Below are 18,058 nucleotides of genomic sequence, written 5' to 3' on the forward strand. Positions count from 1 at the left end.
CAGACGAATGCTCGTAGTAGTGGGAATGGCTGTTTTGGGTGCGATCCTGGGCGTAATGGCCGCGCGCAAGCGCAACGGCAACCGGGCCGACATGGCGCAGTATGCGGCCGGTTACGGCATAGCCTTTGCGCTTTTGGGCCTGATCCTGTCGCTGATCCTTGTGCGGTTCTTGGTGTAGCCCATGTTCCTGCCCTTTTTCGAAAACCTTAGAAAAGCAGGCATCCCGGTCTCTCTGCGGGAGTATCTGACCTTTCTGGAGGGGATGAAAAAGGGCCTGGCCACCTATGATGTCGAGGCGTTCTACTACCTCGCCCGCGTCTCGATGGTGAAGGATGAGCGCAATATCGACAAGTTCGACCGCGCTTTTGCCGCCAGTTTTGAGGGGCTGGGTGAGATCAGTTTCGATCAGGTGCTAGAGGCGGTCGACATCCCCGCGGACTGGCTGGCCAAGATGGCCGAAAAACACCTCTCGGACGAGGAAAAGGCCGAGATCGAAGCCCTTGGCGGCTTTGACAAGCTGATGGACGCCTTGCGCGAACGCCTGAAAGAGCAGCAGGGCCGTCACCAAGGGGGGAACAAGTGGATCGGCACGGCAGGGACCTCTCCGTTCGGGGCCTATGGCTACAACCCCGAAGGCGTGCGGATCGGCCAGAAGGAAAGCCGCCACCAGCGCGCGGTGAAAGTCTGGGACAAGCGCGAATTCAAGAACTTGGACGACACTGTTGAACTGGGAACGCGCAACATCAAGGTCGCCTTGAAGCGCCTGCGCCGCTGGGCGCGCGAGGGCGCGGCAGAGGAGCTGGACCTGGACGGCACAATCCGCGCAACTGCCGAACATGGCTATCTCGACGTCAAAACCCGCCCCGAGCGTCATAACGCGGTCAAGGTCCTGCTTTTTCTCGACGTCGGCGGTTCCATGGACCCGCATATCAAGGTGGTTGAAGAGCTGTTCTCGGCCGCGCGGACCGAGTTCAAGCATTTGGAATACTACTACTTCCACAATTGTCTCTATGAAGGCGTCTGGCGCGACAATCGCCGCCGTTGGGACCAACAGATCCCAACCCACGAGGTGCTGCGCACCTATGGCGGCGACTACAAATGCATCTTCGTGGGCGACGCCTCGATGAGCCCCTACGAGATCGCCTATCCTGGCGGCGCCAACGAGCACTGGAACCAAGAGGCGGGCCAAGTCTGGCTGCAACGCGCACGCGAGCAATGGACGTCAAACCTGTGGATCAACCCGGTGCCCGAGAAATACTGGGGCTACACCCACTCCATCGGCATGATCCAAGAGATTTTCGAGGACCGCATGGTGCCAATGACGCTGGCTGGGTTGGAACAAGGCATGCGAGAGTTGACTCGCTAGACATCGCTGCGCGTTGAAGTAGATCAACGCTGCTAAAAACAAGACAAAGTCGTAGATTTTGCCCTCGAAATAGCTTCAGAGGAAACAATCGACGCGATACTCCCCACATTTTTGAGATTCGTGGTATAACCCAGATGGATCGACGCTGGGGGGCTGAGATGACCAAATCTAAACTTCGCAATTACCTGACATCTTTTTTGACCATTTCTGCATTGGTGCTGGCGTCCGGTGCCGTTGCGACTTTTGCCTTTGCGCCGGATGCGGCTTACGCAAAAAACGATAAAGGCAACGGCAAAGGCAAAGGGAACGGAAGGGGCAACGGAGGTGGCAAGGGTAATTCCGGTAAGGGAGGAAAAGACGGGGGCAAGAGCGGCGAAAAGGGAAAATCTGGCAAAAGCAACGGCGCAAAAAATGCCGGTAAGGATCATGGAAAAGCCAAATCCAAAACCCAGAGTTCTCGCAACCTATTCGGAAGTAGCAACAAGCAGAAAGCGAAGTCCAAAACCCAACGCTCTGGCAACCTATTTGGAAATGGCAAAAAGCAAAAAGCCAAGTCCACAACTCAACGCTCTCGCAACGTATTCGGAACCGGCAACAAACAGAAAGCGAAGTCCCAAAAACCTTCCAACAATAAGTCGCGAAGCGGAAAAGTTCAGAAAACAACCCTGGCGAACGTTGGGCGAGAGTTCAAACGCGATGTGGAAGAACTGTTCGGCAAACGCTCACGCGTGAAACCCAAGGCCAGCGGAAAACGTGTAAACAAAGCCTACCGCAAAGCGTCCATTGCTCCGGTCGAATACTCCCCGCGACCGGTTGCCCGCTCGGACTATCGCACCAAGCGATACGACGAACAAAACCCTGACAAGCGTAGATACCGCGATCCGCTTGTGGCTGCGATTACCGACCCCTATGGCTCGGACAAGTTGCGCAACCTGAACGCATCGAAAGCGGCGGCTCCGGCGTTTCGCAACGCGTCTCCCAACAGCAATGTCGGCAAGATCGCGACTTATCAGGCCGCTGCGGAAACCTACTATGACCTGCGCGGAGATCTCTATGACGCCCGGCGCGAGTTGCGGGATCTAAACGAAAGCTACGACGGCCGCAGCAGCGACGACATTGCGGACGACATTGCCGCGCTTGATCCCTCGGACCCCAATTACGAGGACGACCTGAACGCGCTTGAGGACGAACTGCGTGACGCCGAAACCTATGAAGAAGCGCGTGACGACCTGCGCGCAGATGTTAGGGACTTGCGCCACGAAACCCGCGACGCCCTGCAAGACGCAGAGACCGCGTTCTTTGACGCATCCAAAGGCCGGACAGTGACCAAAGGCACATTGTCTCAGTTCCACGGTTACCTGGATCTGCCGCAGCCGCGGCATCGCTACAAGGATGGAGTAACAATCCAGCCCGTGCCCTACGATCCTGATCGTTACAGATACACCAAAGACGATGCGACCTACGAACTGTGGGATGAAAAGCGGGATGTTTATGACACCTATTCGCATCAAAAGAAGGATCGGTATCGCTACTACCGCGATCCGCTTGTGGCTGCGATTACCGACCCGTATGGCTCGGACAAATTGCGCAATTTGAACGCGTCGAAAGCGGCGGCTCCGGCGTTTCGCAACGCGTCTCCCAACAGCAATGTCGGCAAGATCGCGACCTATCAGGCCGCTGCGGAAACCTACTATGACCTGCGCGGAGATCTGTATGAAGCGCGGCGCGAGCTGCGTGACCTGAACGAAAGCTATGACGGCCGTAGCAGCGACGACATCGCCGACGACATCGCCGCGCTTGATCCCTCGGACCCCAATTACGAGGACGACCTGAACGCGCTTGAGGACGAACTGCGTGACGCCGAAACCTATGAAGAAGCGCGTGACGACCTGCGCGCAGATGTTAGGGACTTGCGCCACGAAACCCGCGACGCCCTGCAAGACGCAGAGACCGCGTTCTTTGACGCATCCAAAGGCCGGACAGTGACCAAAGGCACATTGTCTCAGTTCCACGGTTACCTGGATCTGCCGCAGCCGCGGCATCGCTACAAGGATGGAGTAACAATCCAGCCCGTGCCCTACGATCCTGATCGTTACAGATACACCAAAGACGATGCGACCTACGAACTGTGGGATGAAAAGCGGGATGTATATGACACCTATTCGCATCAAAAGAAGGATCGGTATCGCTACTACCGCGATCCGCTTGTGGCTGCGATTACCGACCCGTATGGCTCGGACAAATTGCGCAATTTGAACGCGTCGAAAGCGGCGGCTCCGGCGTTTCGCAACGCGTCTCCCAACAGCAATGTCGGCAAGATCGCGACCTATCAGGCCGCTGCGGAAACCTACTATGACCTGCGCGGAGATCTGTATGAAGCGCGGCGCGAGCTGCGTGACCTGAACGAAAGCTATGACGGCCGTAGCAGCGACGACATCGCCGACGACATCGCCGCGCTTGATCCTTCAGACCCCAATTACGAAGACGACCTGAGCGCGCTTGAGGATGAACTGCGTGACGCAGAAACCTATGAAGAGGCACGTGACGACCTGCGCGCGGATGTCAGGGATTTGAGAGTTGATGCATTGGTCGCTGAGAAAGAGGCAGAACATGCCTTTTTCGAGGCTTCAAAAGGTGCCACTTTGACGAAATCGTCGCTATCTGAATTCCATTCGAACTTGCAGCTTCCTTTGCCGGGTCGGTAGGTTCAGCATTCCGGGCATGTTTTGACCTAGGACTTAACTGCAATTGCGGCTTGCCTAGACTGGGTGAGCCGCCCATATCTATGTCATGCTTCGCTTAACTCCGATCCTTCTGGCGATTGCCTATGGCCTTGTGATGTACCGGATTTCCATCTGGCGTACCCATCGTGAGTTGGATCAAAAGTCGACCGAACTGGCTGACCCTGCCCTCAAACGGATGACAGACCGGTTGGCCGCTGCTTTGAATATCGCGCGGGTGCCGGTCTATATCTACGAGATTGATCCGGTGAACGGCTTGGCGGCTCCGGACGGGCGGATATTCATCACGCGCGGGTTTTATCGCAAGTTTCGCAACGGTGAGGTCTCGGCCGAGGAGATGGCGAGCGTGATTGCGCATGAGCTGGGCCATGTGGCCTTGGGGCATGCGAAGCGGCGGATGATTGATTTCTCAGGCCAGAACGCAATGCGGACCGCGTTGATCATGGTGTTGAACCGGTTCATTCCCTTCATCGGGGCCATGATTGCGAATGCGTTGACGTCGTTGCTGGCGTCGCGTTTGTCTCGGCAGGATGAGTATGAGGCCGACGAATATGCCGCCGCCTTGCTGACCAAGGCCGGGATTGGGATCGCGCCGCAGAAATCTCTGTTCCACAAGTTGGAAGACCTGACGCAGCAGCGTGCCGGAATTGTGCCTGCGTGGCTGATGAGCCATCCAAAGACGGATGAGCGGATTGCGGCTTTGGAGGCTTTGGAGCAGCGTTGGGCGCGTGGCTGAGGGTGTACAGCGAGAGGCCAGCCTCTCGCGCTCTCCGGGATATTTTTAGCCAGATGAAGGGGGATCCCGTTTAGGTGGTCAGGGCTTTGCCCAGGCGCGGCAGGCGGGCTTTTTTCATGAGCGCGCGTAGGGTCCATTGATCGCCCGATAGGCGGTTGGCTTCGGACAGGACCGCCTTGGCCGCGTTCGTCATGCCCGTAGGGTCGGTTTGCCAGAAGCTGTGGAGCAGATTGTCTGGGTCACGGCGCTCAAGGCCCTCTTCGGACAGGATGTTTCTGGGGAAGTCCTTGGCGTTGACGGTGACGATGACATCCGCAGAGGCCTCGATGGCCGTGGCCAGAACGTGGATATCGGCCTTGTCGGGCAGCCAGAGACGTTGTTCGATACCCATTGCTACCTTGCGTTCGGCTTTGGGCCAGTGCGCTTGGGCCAGAGCGATCTCGGCGCGGGCCTGTGCTTCGCCTTCGGGGCCCAGTTTGCGGGCGGCGCGGGCCCATTCTTCGAGGATACGCGCGGACCAGATGGGGGTGAAATGGCCCAGTTTGGCCGCGCCCAGCAGCATCTCTCGCATCACCGTCGGGTAGATGACGCAGGTATCCAGAACCGCCTTCACAGACGGTAGAATACGGCTTTGAGGTAACCGCTTTCGGCCAATTGCGGCAGTTGCGGATGATCGGGTCCGGCAAAGCCGGTGTGGATCAGTTGCGCCTGCCGCCCGGCCCGTCCTATCCCGCGGGACGAAGCGTCGCGGAAGCGGCCCAGATCTGCGGCATGAGAGCAGGAGCAGAGGCCCAAATAGCCACCGGATTTGACCAGTGGGGCGGCGACGCGGGCGATGCGCTCATAGGCGCGCAGGCCAGCGTCGAGGGCTTGTTTCGAAGGCGCAAAGGCGGGCGGGTCGCAGATGACGACATCGAACTGCGCGCGCTCTTCGCCCAGTTGCGTCAGCACATCGAAAGCGTCGCCTTGGCGGGTCTGGAACCGGTCAGCACATCCGCTTGCTTCGGCCCCTTTGGTGGCCAGGTCCAACGCGGCGGCAGAGCCATCGATGGATAGCGCCTGTGCCGCCCCACCGGCCAACATGGCAAGGCTGAAGCCGCCCACATGGCTGAACACGTCCAGAACCTGAGCATCGGGATGCACCAAACGCGCCGCAAAAGCGTGGTTGGGACGTTGATCGTAGAACAGGCCGGTTTTCTGACCGCCTGTCAGGTCAGCCATGTAGGTCGCGCCGTTCATGGGCACAGGCAGAGGCGCGTCGGGCGCGGTTCCGCACAGGGTTTGGTTCACGTCGTCCAACCCCTCCAACCCGCGGGTCCGGCCCGAGGCGTTTTTCAAAACGGTTGTCACGCCGGTCGCCTTGACCAGCGCGTCGGTCAGCACCTCCAGATGTGCTTCGGCCCAAGCGGCGTTGGGCTGGATCACGCAGGCATCGCCGAAACGGTCAATGATCACACCAGGAAACCCATCGGCTTCGGCGTGGATCAGACGGTAGTATGGCGCTTCGAACAGGCGTTCGCGCATCTCAAGCGCGCGGCGCAGGCGGGACTCGAACCAGTCCGCATTGAGATCGGTCTCTATATCGCGATCCAGAACGCGACACATGATCTTCGACTCAGGGTTGACCGCGACCAGAGCGATCGGCGCGCGCTTTTCATCCTCAAGTACGGCCAGCGCCCCGGCGGGGATTTTGCGCGTGCGCCGGTCGGTGACGATGTCATTGGCATAGACCCATGGGAAACCATGGCGCAGCCCGCGCGCATTGGCTTTGGGTTTCAGACGGATACGGGGGCGGTCATCGGCTTGGGTCATGACCGCCTCATAGTCGCGAACAGCCCGAAGGAAAACCCCCCTAGCGCGGGCGAGAGCGCCAGCCCCCGCGCCGCTTAGGCGCTTGGGCGGCCTGCAGCCCTTCGGTCATCACCTGCGTCATGGGATGATCGGGCTCCTGCGCGGAATAGGCCGCATGCAACTCGGCCAGAGCCTGTTTCTGATCTACGCCATCGGGCAGGCTAAGCGCCCAGTCCAGAAAGATGCTGCGGCATTCCGGCATGGCGATGCCTTCGATGTTATACGCCTCGCGGATCAGGCCCTTGGGGTCGTTCGGATCAGTGCTGCGCGCCATCTTCATCCTCTTTGATAACGCTGCCGATGATTTCGGCGGCGGTGGAATAGCTGTCCTGCAATGCCGATTGCAGCGCTTCGACCTGTTCGAACCCGGTGGCGCGGCACAGGAAGGCCGCTCCGCCCTCGCCGATCTTATCCGCCTCGATCACCTTGCCCGAAAGCAGCCGCGCCGCGCATTGTACCGACCAGCATAAATCGTAGCTGTCCTTCAATGTTTGTGCCTGCGCGACATCCAACAAACCGGCAGCGACCGCCCCGTCGAGGCCAGACTTCACATCCCGGTTTGCGAGGCCTGCCATCAGCGCTCCGGTCTCGGCCATCAACTCGATATCCATCATCCGGCCCGGGCCGTTTTTGGCATCCCAAACGCCTGCCGGGGCTTTGGCCGCTGCCAGACGTGTACGCATTTCGGCCACTTCGCGCAGAACTTTGTCTGCCTCCCGAGGGCGCGACAACAGCTCGGTTCGGAAGGTCTCGATGTCCTGAGCCAAGCCCGCGTCTCCGGCGACGACATGAGCGCGTGTCAGGGCGAGATGTTCCCACACCCAGGCCTCTTCCTGCTGGTAATGCGTGAAACTTGCCCAACTGGTGGCCACCGGCCCCTGATTGCCAGAGGGGCGCAAGCGCATGTCGACCTCATAGAGCCGCCCCTGAGACATCGGCGCCGAAAGCGCCGTGATCAGTGCCTGCGTGAACCGTGCGTAGTAGGTGCGCGTGGCCAGCGGGCGGGGACCGTCGGACATGTCCTGATCGAGCGGATCGTAGATCACGATCATATCCAAGTCAGATTGCGAGTTGATCCGCCCTGCCCCCAGCGACCCCATGCCCAGAATGGCCGCTCCGCGCCCCGGTGCCGGGCCGTGTTTGCGTGCGAAGGCGTCTGTCACATAGGGTAGGATCGCGGCGATCACGGCTTGCGCAAGCTCGGCATATTGTCGGCCCGCTTGCGCCCCGTCGATCAGGCCTCGCAGGTGGTGAACGCCAATGCGGAAATGCCATTCCTTGCACCAGCGTCGCGCCAGATCGAGTTGCGTTTCATAGTCGGCTTCCTGCGCCAGTGCCTCCACCAACTCGGCTTGCAAAACCTCCAAACCGGGCCAATCGCTGAAGAAACTGCCTCCGATCACCGCGTCAAAAACAGAAGCGTTGCGCGACAGGTGTGACGCCAGCGCATGCGAGGTGCCGACGATGTCGATCAACAGGTCGATCAGATGTGGGTTGGCCTCAAAAAGCGAGAACAACTGAACACCTGCTGGCAGGCCTGCCAGAAACCCGTCCAACGCCAGCAGGGCTTCATCGGGTTGCGCGGTTTTGGCGAGGCGCGAGAGGAGCTCGGGCTTCAACCGGTCGAAGATTCGCCGCCCGCGCTGTGACCTTAGCGCCGGATATGTGGACCAGCGGGCGAGGATGTTCTGGTCGAACGTCACCTCAAGTGCGGGCGTCGGCGCTGGCCCAGCGCCCGGTGCAAAGAAGCCCTCGGTCAGCTCATGCACCTCGGTCAGGCGACGGGTCAGATCCTTGGTCAGATCGCCGCTACTGAGACCCATCAGACAGGCGACCCGTTCGATCCCATCGTCAGATTGAGGGACCTTGTGGGTCTGGGCATCATGGATCATCTGAATGCGATGTTCGACCTCGCGATGCGCGCGATAGTGATCGGTCAGCTTTTCCGCAACCTCTTTCGGCACCCAACCCTTTTGCGCAAGAGCCGCCAGCCCGGGCACCGTACCGCGCACGCGCAGATCGGGGTCGCGCCCACCTGCAATCAACTGCCGAGTCTGGGTGAAAAACTCGATCTCGCGAATGCCGCCCTGACCCAGTTTCATGTCATGGCCGGGGATCGAGAGGCTGCCGCCCGTGCCTTTGTTTTCACGTATGCGCAGACGCATGTCATGGGCGTCCTGAATGGCGGCAAAGTCCAGATGCCGACGCCAGACAAAGGGTTTCAGCGTATCCAGAAACCGCTCTCCGGCCGCTAGATCCCCCGCGCAGGCGCGTGCTTTGATATAGGCGGCCCGCTCCCATGTGCGACCAAGGCTTTCATAGTACCGTTCGGCCGCCTCCATCGCCATGCAGACCGGGGTCACCGCCGGATCGGGCCGCAGGCGCAGATCGGTGCGGAACACATAGCCGTCGGCGGTTTTGTCGCTGAGCGTGGCGCAGAAATTGCGCGTGGCCCGGACCATTCCGTGGCGGGCTTCGTAAAAATCATCCGGGTCAAAGCGCGTCTCATCGAACAGAACGATCAGGTCGATATCTGAGCTGTAGTTCAGCTCATGCGCGCCCATCTTGCCCATCGCGAGAATGACCATCCCGGCAGCGGTTTCGACATCATCCTCGGACATTCCAGGCAGCTTCTTGCGGCGGATCAGAGCGGCAATCTCGGCCTTTGCGGCCACATCAGACGCCAGAGCGCCAAAATCGGTCAGCGCTGCCGTGACCTTTTCCAGCGGCCAAGCGCCCGCGATATCGGCCAATGCGGTCAGAACAGCCATCCGCCGCTTGGCCAGCCTCAGACCCGGCTTGAGCTGATCCGGTGCCAGGGCACGCGCAGCCGCCATCACCTCTGCCAAAGCGTGGTCTGGCTGTTGCAAGGCCTGCGGCAGCCACTCTCTCTCTTGCTCGATCAGGCTCTTCAGATACGGGCTGGACCCTGCAGTTCCGGCGATCAGATCGCCTTGCTCAGTCGTCAGATCGGCAAGCAAAGCGCGGGTTTCATCGCCCAAGGATTGATCGAACGCGTGCGGCAGACGGTTGATGGTCAAAATCTCAGTCATACCCGGACCCTGCGCACCGCTGGGCGGCAAGGTCAATGCGGCAAACGCATTATTCCTGTTCGACCGGAGTGTCCTGACTGAAACTGTTGATCCAAGCGCCTGCCCGACGCTCCCAAAGAGAGGATATGAGCATCGCCTCCCACTCATCTGCGCCCGGTCGCACATAGTCTGCCCGATAGGACAACAAGACGATATCCGGTGTCAAAATCCGCAGGCGCTCTTCACTCAACTTGAATTCAGCCATCGTCGGAGCCTCAGCGAACTGCCCGACATGGTCGTCCCGATTTGCAAAGCCCGAGGGGTAGACACCCAGGAAATCAGCGCTCAGAAGCGCCCTGTCAGCGTGGGCGTCGCCTGTTACCAGAGCAGACCATACCTGCTTTTCCAGCTTCACTATCTCTGCGAGTGCTGGTGCGGTTGTGTTCTCAGTCATCATGCCCGCACCCTGCTTTCCGAGGCCAGCGCCGTCAACCAAATCCGAAAATGTAAATCTTTTTCACATCGACCCCTTGCAACCCCGCAAGCGCTCCCCATCTAGATCATGTGAAAGGAATTTACATCAACCCCAGGAGAGACCACATGACCGCATTGTCCGAACCCGCCGCACCCGCAAATCCGGGGTGGCTCTATCGTGCCGAGGCTTGGATGGACGACAAAGGCAAAGGCGCCTGGATCGCCGCCATGGTTCTTGGGTTCATCTTCTTCTGGCCCGTGGGCCTCGCCCTTCTGGCCTATATGATCTGGAGCAAACGCATGTTCAGCAAGTCCTGCAGCCGCCGCAAATCCTGGCACAGTCACATGAGTGCAATGAAGCCATCAGGCAACAGCGCATTCGACGCCTACAAGGCCGACACCCTGGCCCGTCTGGAGCGTGAACAGCAGGATTTCGAAGCCTTCCTGCGCCGCCTGCGCGAAGCCAAGGACAAAGCCGAGTTCGACCAGTTCATGGATGAACGCGCCCGTGAAAACCACGAAGAAGACGCCAAAGGCGAACCGACCTGAATTGACTTGCCCTGTCCCGACAATTCGGGACAGGGTAACACGACCTACCCTTTCGGAAACCAGACCATGAACCACCTGCCCGATCCCGATACTCAACCCGAGTTCTACCAATCCGTCGCAACCAAGCGCTTTGTCGCATGGTTGTTCGACATCGCCTTTATCTCACTTTTGTGCATCGTCCCCGTCTTCCTGACACTTGGGGCCGGGCTGTTCTTCTTGCCGCTGATCTATGCCGTGATCAGCTTTGTCTACCGGGTCATCACGATCTCGAACGGGTCTGCCACGCTTGGCATGCGGTTCATGGGGATCGAGTTGCGCGACGCGTTCGGCGAACGTATGGATATGGGCAAGGCCGTGGCCCATACGGCTGGATACTTCATCAGCATGGCGTTCTTCGTGGTTCAGATCGTATCTGTCATCATGATGCTGACCAGCGCGCGCTGCCAGGGTCTGACGGATGCCTTCCTTGGTACAGTCATGATCAATCAGCGCGCCTAATCGCCCACCGCCCTTGCTGGCTATCTGGATTGTCAATCAATGTCAGAGGTTTGACGTATATTTATAGCTTTTTGATATACCTATAGCTGTCTCTAATTTTGCGTCTGAGATTCCCTCAAGGTTCCCATTTTCAGGATGATCACTTGATCACGGGTCAATTGGTCATCCGGTTCCGTTGTGCGTCTGGTTGGGTCATTTGTCCCGGTCTGGTGATCCGGTCCAATCCCCCTTGCGTGAAAATCGCCAGGGTGCTGTCAGACGAATTCGAACCAGTCTCAGTTTGCCGCGGAAACCGCGAACCTATCCGGAACAAAGTTGACGCCACTCGCTAAGAGCGGCGGCGCGGGTCGGCTTGAAGGTGTCTCGACTGGCTAGCGATCTTTCCTGGTTGAAGTGGTTGTAGACAGAGGAATGGACGGAGGCGAATTTCTGTAAACTTCGCATGCGCTTGAAACGCTGCATCGCGCGTTCGCGTCGACGAAACGGCAGGTGCGAATTCTCGACGCGGTTGTTGAGCCACCTGCCCGTCTGTTGTTTATCGAGCGCGCCGATTTCTCTGAGCGCTGCCTTGTAGGAAGCGAAGCGATCTGTGACGATCTCTTCGGCCTCACCGTGTCGCTTCATCAATTTCTTTAGGAATTTCAGTGCTGCAGCTTTGTTTCGGCGTTTGGTTACAACGGCGTCCAGCACCTCACCTTCGTGATTAACAGCCCGCCAAAGATAATGCCGCTTGCCATTCACCTTCACGATAGCCTCGTCAACGTGCCACCTCCATTTGGAGAAGGCGCGCAGTTGCTGAACACGCTTCCGTCGGATCTCAGCTGCAAACATTGGACCAAACCTGTTCCACCAATATCGGACAGTTTCGTGGCTCACATCGATGCCTCGCTCATGCAGCAGATCTTCGACATTCCGAAGCGAGAGCGGGAAACGGATGTACAGCATCACAGCCAGCCGAATGATTTCGGGACTATTTTAAAGTATTTGAAAAAGGCAGATCTGGTCATCGGAAAAAGCTACTCAACCACCTTGCCCCGCTCGAGCAAAGTTCTTCTGACAAGACCAATCCCGCTGCTACACTCCTAATCTGGCTGAAACTGAAATAGTCTGAAACCCAGCGACTGACACCGCGGCGTGCAAAGCAGTCAATTTATGTAAGACCGGGAAAACATGGCGCTTGAAGAACCTTTCACAGAACTCAAAATAAGAACTCAGGGAACTGGCTTTTACAAAGGATATAGCCTGCCGATTGCGCTGGTAAGCAAACTTTCGGTTTCTCTGCTCGTTCTCTGGGCGCTGGTTTGGCCACTATCTGCGAACGATACACTGCGATCCTGGAAGTCAGGAGTGCTGGCCGAGTTCAACACATTCTACAACCTTTCCGTTGGATTATTTGTATTTTTCCTTTTCCTTATCGCGCTCATACCTTCAACCGGCCGGATGAGGCTGGGTTTAGAAGATGAGAAACCGGAATTTTCAAACTTCTCTTGGTTTTCGATGATGTTTGGGGCGGGTCTAGGCGTGGGACTAATGGTCTATGCAACCGCCGAACCACTCGGCCTTTGGGAAACAAATCCATTGACTATTTCCGGGGAAGTCGCACCCAAAAGCGAGGACGCTATTGATGGAGCCTACCGCTATACCTTTTTGCACACCGGATTTCACGCCTGGGCAATATACGTCGTCACCGGCCTTAGCCTTGCCTATTATGCGTTTACAAGAGGCATGCCGCTAACAATCCGCACCGCACTGACCCCATTGCTTGGAGAATACTCAAACGGTGTTGCAGGCCATGTGGTCGATGTACTCGGCGTCGTTGCGACAATACTCGGCGTGGCGGTAACGATCGGTTATGGCGTTTCTCAATTGGTGGACGGTGCGTTTCTAATTACCGGTGCGAATTGGCTTGTTGAAAAAGAAGTAACCAAAGTGATCCCGTCGACCGCCGGCCTAATTACGGCGTTGATCGTTGTTATGATTATGTCGACACTCTCAGCCGTCTCTGGCGTGGGGCGTGGTGTCAAATACTTGTCAAATATTAATCTTCTCTTTTCACTGGTATTGCTGGCGGTATTCATTGTTTATGGTTCATTCGCTTTTGCGGCGACGACCTACGCCACAGCACTGGTTGACTATATCAAAAACTTTGTCCCGCTGAGTTTCCAAGCTTTTCGACCGATTTCCGAAGGCGAGTTTGGCTCCGCATTGCCAGCTGAGGCTGCGCCCTTTGTCGGCGAACTCTTCGCGGGTGCAACTGATCCCTGGGGAACAAAAGCAACCTATCTTGAGGGTTTGAGCAACGATACAGCCGATCTTTCTGACGCGACCAAGACTGCAGCTTATGACGCGGGCACACGAGGCAGGTTGTTCGGATGGCAGGCCGGATGGACTACATTTTATTGGGCATGGTGGATCGCGTTTTCGCCCTTTGTCGGCCTTTTCCTAGCGCGTATCTCCAGAGGGCGAACCGTACGCGAGTTCATATTTGGCGCGGTCATTGCCCCGTCCCTCGTTTGTTTCGCGTGGATGGCCATTCTGGGTGGAGCGGCCATCGATCTGGAACTAAATGGGAATGCAAGTGGATCAATCCTCGCAGCTTCAACGACGGCAACCCTGTTCGTCACATTGGGGGAAATGATATCGGGCAACTTGCTCGCGGTAGTGAGTGTCATGTGTGTGCTCTTAACCATGACATTCCTTGTCACGTCCGCCGACTCTGGCATCCTTGTGATGAACACGATCATGTCCGGCGGGTCTGAAAACACCGGCCTTCTTCATCGTATCCTTTGGGGTGTTCTTCTGACTCTTGTAATTGGAACTCTGCTGATCGCTGGCGGCGGCGGATTGGAAGCATTGACCAATTCGATGATCATCGGGGCATTGCCGTTCAGCGTCGTTTTGCTACTGATGTGCGTCTCTCTGGCCAAAGCAATGATCAACGACTTGCGCCGATTGAACCACAAGACTCGGACGGGTTCGTGATTGCCCGTGGCTAGTTCCCAGTCACCTACTCCCGCGGATCGACCGAGTGCCAAAGTGTTTAGGAAACATCGATTGCAGCACAAACAGGCAGATCTTCAAAGCCTCGGAGGGGTTGAAGATATCTGAGTGCAAATGGTAGTCGGTCCAAAGCCCTTCCAACAAAGCAACCAACGCGTCTGTTGCAAGTTTGGCGCTTACATCCTCGTATTCGCCTTCACCCTTTATTTGTTCCAACAACTCCAGGATCACCGCGCGGAAACCTTTGTCGCGCGAGTCGATGAAAGGAAATATGTTCGGGTTCGAGAGCGCTTCAGCCCGAAAGGAAAACCAGATCGCGACGTCCCGCGCATTTAGGACCAGTGGGTCGAAATCTGCCTTTATAATAGAGACTAGCTTGTCTGCCGGGTCTAACTCTGGATTGACTGCAATGGCCGTCCACTGCTCCGCGTATCGGACTGACAATTCCTCAGCCACTGCAAGCAGCAGCTTTTCCTTGGAACCAAAGTGTAGGTTGACCATCCCTTGCGATAATCCCGACAATTCTTGGATTCTTGCCGAAGTTGTTCCGCGTATTCCGTATCTATAAATGGCGTCCGCAGCCGATTGGATCAGCAGCTTTCGGTTCTGCAATTTACCCAGGTCTCGGGCATTGGTTGGTGTATCACGCTCGAGATTAATCTTATTTCTCCTTCACTGGGGTAGTCGCCTTTGTCTTCTCGCATTTAGCGTTAAGACAGTTCAAGGATTGACATTGAATGAATGCTTGTTCATTTTGTGATTTATATTACATTAAGGTGCTGCATGACCCTTTTCAACTCCGACTTTCGGTCCATACGAGAATGGGACAACGAACATTTCCTGCACCCTTGGGAAGGGATGTCACACCTTGGCCAAAATGAACGAACCTTTGCCGAAAGCGGCCTTGGCGTTCATGTCGTCACAGAGGACGGAAAGCGCCTGATAGACGGCCCTGCTGGCATGTGGTGCATTCAATTGGGCTATGGAAACAACGAGATTGCCGATGCGATGGCTCAGCAGGCGAAACAGATGGCGTATTTTTCGCCCTTCAACAACGCCAACTCAACTCCGGCCCGTTTGGCACATGAAATCGCCAAGAGAACGCCGGGCGATTTGAACCATGTGTTCTTCACGACCGGTGGTTCAACGGCCGTGGATAGCGCTCTGCGGTTTGTACAATTTTGCAATAACCTGTTGGGAAAACCTCAAAAGAAAATCGTGATCTCGCGCCAGAAAGCATATCACGGATCGACCTATTTGGCGGCCTCGGTATCCGGAAAAGAGCGCGACAAAGGGTGGTTGGACCAAGCCTCGGACCTGACGCGGTTTTTGCCGAACGTGAATCCGTATATACGTCGCCCCGATCAGACGGTCGATGACTTTCTGGACGAAAAAATTGCAGATCTGGAGAACATGATACTGCAAACCGGAGCAGACAAGGTCGCTGCCTTCATCGCTGAACCGATACTGTGCTCTGGTGGCGTCATTGTGCCTCCGCAGGGGTATCATCAGCGCTGTCTTGAAATCTGCCGGAAATACGATGTCCTGTATATTTCAGACGAGGTCGTAACCGGATTTGGGCGGCTTGGACATTGGTTTGCTTCAGAAGACGTCTTTGGGATTAAGCCCGACATCATAACCTGCGCCAAAGGCATGACGTCTGGGTACGTACCCATGGGGGCTTGTATCATCTCTGACCGGCTGATTGCAGATGTAAGCGGAGACAATGCGCAGAACGCTACGTTTTCAAACGGCTTCACTTACTCAGGCCATCCAGTAAGCGCGGCGGCAGGCCTGAAGACGATTGAAATCATGGAGCGCGACGGCGTTCTGGAACATGTCCGCGCAATCACGCCGCTCTTCGAAGAGCGCCTCCAGGCTCTGGCAGATTTGCCGCTCGTCGGTGATGCGCGCGGCATGGGGCTCGTTGGCTGCGTCGAATGTGTTGCAGACGCAAAAGCAGATAATGCACTGGACCTAGATAAATCTGTCGGCGCTTTGATTGATCATCATTGTCAGGAGAACGGGCTGATTCTGCGGCCGATCATCAACATGTGCGTGTTTTCCCCACCTCTGATCATTACCGAAGGCGAGTTGAACCAGATGTTCGACGTCCTTGAAAAAGGTATCCAGCTGGCAACCGAAGACCTAAAGCAGCAGGGTACGTTTAAACCTTAGGAACTGCCTCGGCGCGCCATCGCGATTTTCATGGTTGCTATGCCTTCGCTTAAGTGCGCTGCGTTTAACCTGCCCGCATCACCTCTGGTGGCAATTTGATCGGGAACTTGGACCGAACCTCCGCATCCGCCTTGCTGCCAAAATAGTTTGGATAGTGATTGGATAGAATGTCGTTCACGACTGACCGGCTCCGTTCAAACATATCCTGACGACCGGCTTTTTGCCAAGTATCGGTTAGCTCCCGATCCATCAGGGTTGGATAGACATACTCAGTCTCCATGTATTGCAAGGTCTGCGTGTTGCCGAGGAAATGACCGGGATCAATTGCACATTCGTGGATGACGTCAACCGACAGAGTGTCGTCGCTCACCTCGATACCACGCAGGGTTCGTGAGATCATACCCGCGGCCTCGTTGTCGATGACCATGGACTCAAAGCTGCAACCCATCAGGCTGCCGAGCATACCGCCAAATTCGCAGAGCCTGTTGGCCCCAGCATGAGCCGCTAATGCGAAAGTCAACGCCTTTTCCAGACCATATTGTGCGTCAGGAATCTTGGAATCCGTCATGCCGCAACCAACGCTGGTCGGCAGGTTGTAGAAATTGCCCATTTGGATAGCCGCCGCGGATATCAATGCTTGCTCACCACTGCCACCCGTAAATGAACCAGTTCGCAGGTCAGTAATAAACGGCCAAGCTGCAAAGACGACGGGGGTGCCCGGGTTAATCAGGTTGGCAATTGCGACGCAAGATAGGGTCTCGGCTACGGCTTGCGCCAAAGTCCCGGCCAGAGGCGCAGGCGACGTCGCCCCAGCCTGTGGCGGAACAGCTAAATCGCAGACAAGCCCCATCTTCGCTGTATCAATCAGGATCTCCAAGTTTTCCCGCCCAAACCGGAGCGGGGATACTATGGGACAACCGCCAAAAATGACTGAGGGTTTCTCGAGGAATTTACCCTCCCCGCCTGATGCCAGATCGAACAGATGAATCGCGTCCTGAATGTGCTCTCGAGTGCGGAACGTCAGGCAAGATGGTTTTTCGCTACCCGCCAGAATGGCGTAGAGCATGCTCATGTCATGCTCGTAGTCCTGCGGCACATCCGTTGCCAGAACCGTATCACCTGTCATGTGGATGTTGTCGAGCCGGTCAACCAATCGGGTAAAGTCGTAAATGTCCTTGAGCGTCGACGGCCGGTAACTGCGTGTTTCCGCATCAAACGTTGTCACAGCGGTGCCGGAGTTCGCATAGTACACCTTGTCTTTGGTGCAGTGCATGTCATCCTTACCGGCCCGCGATCCGCGTGCATGGACATAAAACTCGCTGGCCGCCTTAGCCAAAATGTCTTCCATCAACGCGCGAGGAAAGCACAGCCTACCATACTCGTTCACCGTTGCCCCTTTGGGTAGCGCTAGATCAAGAACTTCCTGCGTTGGATCACCGACACCCGTACGCTCCAGAATGCCAAGGGCGGCTTCATGAATACGCGACATGTCCGCGTCTGAAAGAGGCCTGTATCGTCCACCCGAAATGCCCGGCCAGATTGCTTGGGAAGCGACATTGCTGGTCCGCACTGCTGCACGTGCTTCACGCCCACCACCGCGCCGTCGTGATCTGCGCTGCGTTAACTCTGTCAT

The 18,058-nt window shown here is 56.8% G+C and carries 18 protein-coding genes; 9 read left to right on the top strand and 9 right to left on the bottom strand.

Going from position 1 to position 18,058, the window contains the following annotated elements; translation table 11 throughout:
• The first annotated feature begins 7 nt into the window (after positions 1-7).
• Complete coding sequence (locus ACR0JF_RS02345; RefSeq protein ID WP_170373958.1) at positions 8-178, top strand: hypothetical protein; 171 nt, start codon at positions 8-10, stop codon at positions 176-178.
• Positions 179-181: 3 nt separating this feature from the next.
• Positions 182-1,366: a vWA domain-containing protein gene (locus ACR0JF_RS02350; protein ID WP_170659766.1), complete on the top strand. Its 1,185-nt coding sequence runs from the start codon at positions 182-184 to the stop codon at positions 1,364-1,366.
• A gap of 32 nt (positions 1,367-1,398) precedes the next feature.
• On the opposite strand, the gene ACR0JF_RS02355 is transcribed toward ACR0JF_RS02350, so the two are convergent.
• A complete protein-coding gene (locus tag ACR0JF_RS02355) occupies positions 1,399-1,794 on the bottom strand; it encodes a hypothetical protein (protein WP_170659767.1) in 396 nt (131 codons plus the stop codon).
• Positions 1,795-2,064: 270 nt separating this feature from the next.
• Between ACR0JF_RS02355 and ACR0JF_RS02360 the strand changes: the two genes are divergently transcribed.
• Together ACR0JF_RS02360 and ACR0JF_RS02365 are read left to right on the top strand one after the other, a co-directional pair.
• Positions 2,065-4,071 carry a hypothetical protein gene (locus ACR0JF_RS02360; RefSeq protein WP_480668870.1) on the top strand — a complete coding sequence of 669 codons (2,007 nt, stop codon included), beginning with the start codon at positions 2,065-2,067 and terminating at the stop codon, positions 4,069-4,071.
• A gap of 85 nt (positions 4,072-4,156) precedes the next feature.
• Positions 4,157-4,843, top strand: a complete 687-nt coding sequence (locus tag ACR0JF_RS02365) for a M48 family metallopeptidase (protein ID WP_170373962.1) — start codon at positions 4,157-4,159, stop codon at positions 4,841-4,843.
• A gap of 70 nt (positions 4,844-4,913) precedes the next feature.
• Here ACR0JF_RS02365 and ACR0JF_RS02370 read toward each other — a convergent pair whose 3' ends face one another.
• Genes ACR0JF_RS02370 through ACR0JF_RS02390 form a run of 5 tightly spaced genes read right to left on the bottom strand, consistent with a single transcriptional unit; the run spans position 4,914 to position 10,183 of the window.
• Complete coding sequence (locus ACR0JF_RS02370) at positions 4,914-5,456, bottom strand: RSP_2648 family PIN domain-containing protein (protein ID WP_170373963.1); 543 nt, start codon at positions 5,454-5,456, stop codon at positions 4,914-4,916.
• Positions 5,453-6,655: an RSP_2647 family RNA methyltransferase gene (locus ACR0JF_RS02375; protein ID WP_170660080.1), complete on the bottom strand. Its 1,203-nt coding sequence runs from the start codon at positions 6,653-6,655 to the stop codon at positions 5,453-5,455. Before ACR0JF_RS02375 ends, ACR0JF_RS02370 begins: the two co-directional genes overlap by 4 nt.
• A 40-nt stretch (positions 6,656-6,695) precedes the next feature.
• A complete protein-coding gene (locus ACR0JF_RS02380) occupies positions 6,696-6,968 on the bottom strand; it encodes a hypothetical protein (RefSeq protein WP_170660081.1) in 273 nt (90 codons plus the stop codon).
• Complete coding sequence (gene glnE, locus ACR0JF_RS02385) at positions 6,952-9,747, bottom strand: bifunctional [glutamate--ammonia ligase]-adenylyl-L-tyrosine phosphorylase/[glutamate--ammonia-ligase] adenylyltransferase (RefSeq protein ID WP_170660082.1); 2,796 nt, start codon at positions 9,745-9,747, stop codon at positions 6,952-6,954. Before glnE ends, ACR0JF_RS02380 begins: the two co-directional genes overlap by 17 nt.
• A 49-nt stretch (positions 9,748-9,796) precedes the next feature.
• Complete coding sequence (locus ACR0JF_RS02390) at positions 9,797-10,183, bottom strand: DUF4440 domain-containing protein (RefSeq protein ID WP_480668871.1); 387 nt, start codon at positions 10,181-10,183, stop codon at positions 9,797-9,799.
• Between the two features lie 143 nt (positions 10,184-10,326).
• Here ACR0JF_RS02390 and ACR0JF_RS02395 point away from each other — a divergent pair, with 143 nt between their 5' ends.
• Both ACR0JF_RS02395 and ACR0JF_RS02400 read left to right on the top strand, forming a co-directional pair.
• Positions 10,327-10,749 (top strand): DUF2852 domain-containing protein, encoded by a 423-nt coding sequence (locus ACR0JF_RS02395; RefSeq protein WP_170660084.1) that lies wholly within the window; start codon positions 10,327-10,329, stop codon positions 10,747-10,749.
• A gap of 66 nt (positions 10,750-10,815) precedes the next feature.
• Complete coding sequence (locus ACR0JF_RS02400) at positions 10,816-11,247, top strand: RDD family protein (protein ID WP_170482976.1); 432 nt, start codon at positions 10,816-10,818, stop codon at positions 11,245-11,247.
• A gap of 300 nt (positions 11,248-11,547) precedes the next feature.
• Here ACR0JF_RS02400 and ACR0JF_RS02405 read toward each other — a convergent pair whose 3' ends face one another.
• A complete protein-coding gene (locus tag ACR0JF_RS02405; RefSeq protein WP_480668872.1) occupies positions 11,548-12,192 on the bottom strand; it encodes an IS6 family transposase in 645 nt (214 codons plus the stop codon).
• Here ACR0JF_RS02405 and ACR0JF_RS02410 point away from each other — a divergent pair.
• Both ACR0JF_RS02410 and ACR0JF_RS02415 read left to right on the top strand, forming a co-directional pair.
• Positions 12,115-12,333 carry a hypothetical protein gene (locus ACR0JF_RS02410; RefSeq protein WP_480668902.1) on the top strand — a complete coding sequence of 73 codons (219 nt, stop codon included), beginning with the start codon at positions 12,115-12,117 and terminating at the stop codon, positions 12,331-12,333. The genes ACR0JF_RS02405 and ACR0JF_RS02410 overlap by 78 nt on opposite strands.
• An 84-nt stretch (positions 12,334-12,417) precedes the next feature.
• On the top strand, positions 12,418-14,229 hold the full coding sequence (locus ACR0JF_RS02415) for a BCCT family transporter (RefSeq protein WP_170642945.1): 1,812 nt from the start codon (positions 12,418-12,420) through the stop codon (positions 14,227-14,229).
• Positions 14,230-14,250: 21 nt separating this feature from the next.
• On the opposite strand, the gene ACR0JF_RS02420 is transcribed toward ACR0JF_RS02415, so the two are convergent.
• Positions 14,251-14,859 carry a TetR/AcrR family transcriptional regulator gene (locus ACR0JF_RS02420; RefSeq protein WP_170565504.1) on the bottom strand — a complete coding sequence of 203 codons (609 nt, stop codon included), beginning with the start codon at positions 14,857-14,859 and terminating at the stop codon, positions 14,251-14,253.
• A gap of 171 nt (positions 14,860-15,030) precedes the next feature.
• On the opposite strand from ACR0JF_RS02420, the gene ACR0JF_RS02425 reads away from it, so the two are divergent.
• Positions 15,031-16,425, top strand: a complete 1,395-nt coding sequence (locus ACR0JF_RS02425; protein ID WP_170660085.1) for an aminotransferase — start codon at positions 15,031-15,033, stop codon at positions 16,423-16,425.
• Positions 16,426-16,489: 64 nt separating this feature from the next.
• Here ACR0JF_RS02425 and ACR0JF_RS02430 read toward each other — a convergent pair whose 3' ends face one another.
• Positions 16,490-18,058 (bottom strand): trimethylamine methyltransferase family protein, encoded by a 1,569-nt coding sequence (locus ACR0JF_RS02430; RefSeq protein ID WP_170660086.1) that lies wholly within the window; start codon positions 18,056-18,058, stop codon positions 16,490-16,492.

The organism is Ruegeria sp. BG11 (assembly GCF_056538565.1).

What these genes read in the sequence shown, in the direction of transcription:
- ACR0JF_RS02405 (WP_480668872.1), bottom strand. Translation starts at nt 12,192, where the DNA reads ATGCTGTACATCCGTTTCCCGCTCTCGCTTCGGAATGTCGAAGATCTG.
- ACR0JF_RS02365 (WP_170373962.1), top strand. Translation starts at nt 4,157, where the DNA reads ATGCTTCGCTTAACTCCGATCCTTCTGGCGATTGCCTATGGCCTTGTG.
- ACR0JF_RS02375 (WP_170660080.1), bottom strand. Translation starts at nt 6,655, where the DNA reads ATGACCCAAGCCGATGACCGCCCCCGTATCCGTCTGAAACCCAAAGCC.
- ACR0JF_RS02430 (WP_170660086.1), bottom strand. Translation starts at nt 18,058, where the DNA reads ATGACAGAGTTAACGCAGCGCAGATCACGACGGCGCGGTGGTGGGCGT.
- ACR0JF_RS02380 (WP_170660081.1), bottom strand. Translation starts at nt 6,968, where the DNA reads ATGGCGCGCAGCACTGATCCGAACGACCCCAAGGGCCTGATCCGCGAG.
- glnE (WP_170660082.1), bottom strand. Translation starts at nt 9,747, where the DNA reads ATGACTGAGATTTTGACCATCAACCGTCTGCCGCACGCGTTCGATCAA.
- ACR0JF_RS02395 (WP_170660084.1), top strand. Translation starts at nt 10,327, where the DNA reads ATGACCGCATTGTCCGAACCCGCCGCACCCGCAAATCCGGGGTGGCTC.
- ACR0JF_RS02345 (WP_170373958.1), top strand. Translation starts at nt 8, where the DNA reads ATGCTCGTAGTAGTGGGAATGGCTGTTTTGGGTGCGATCCTGGGCGTA.
- ACR0JF_RS02415 (WP_170642945.1), top strand. Translation starts at nt 12,418, where the DNA reads ATGGCGCTTGAAGAACCTTTCACAGAACTCAAAATAAGAACTCAGGGA.
- ACR0JF_RS02400 (WP_170482976.1), top strand. Translation starts at nt 10,816, where the DNA reads ATGAACCACCTGCCCGATCCCGATACTCAACCCGAGTTCTACCAATCC.
- ACR0JF_RS02425 (WP_170660085.1), top strand. Translation starts at nt 15,031, where the DNA reads ATGACCCTTTTCAACTCCGACTTTCGGTCCATACGAGAATGGGACAAC.
- ACR0JF_RS02390 (WP_480668871.1), bottom strand. Translation starts at nt 10,183, where the DNA reads ATGATGACTGAGAACACAACCGCACCAGCACTCGCAGAGATAGTGAAG.
- ACR0JF_RS02350 (WP_170659766.1), top strand. Translation starts at nt 182, where the DNA reads ATGTTCCTGCCCTTTTTCGAAAACCTTAGAAAAGCAGGCATCCCGGTC.
- ACR0JF_RS02355 (WP_170659767.1), bottom strand. Translation starts at nt 1,794, where the DNA reads ATGATCCTTACCGGCATTTTTTGCGCCGTTGCTTTTGCCAGATTTTCC.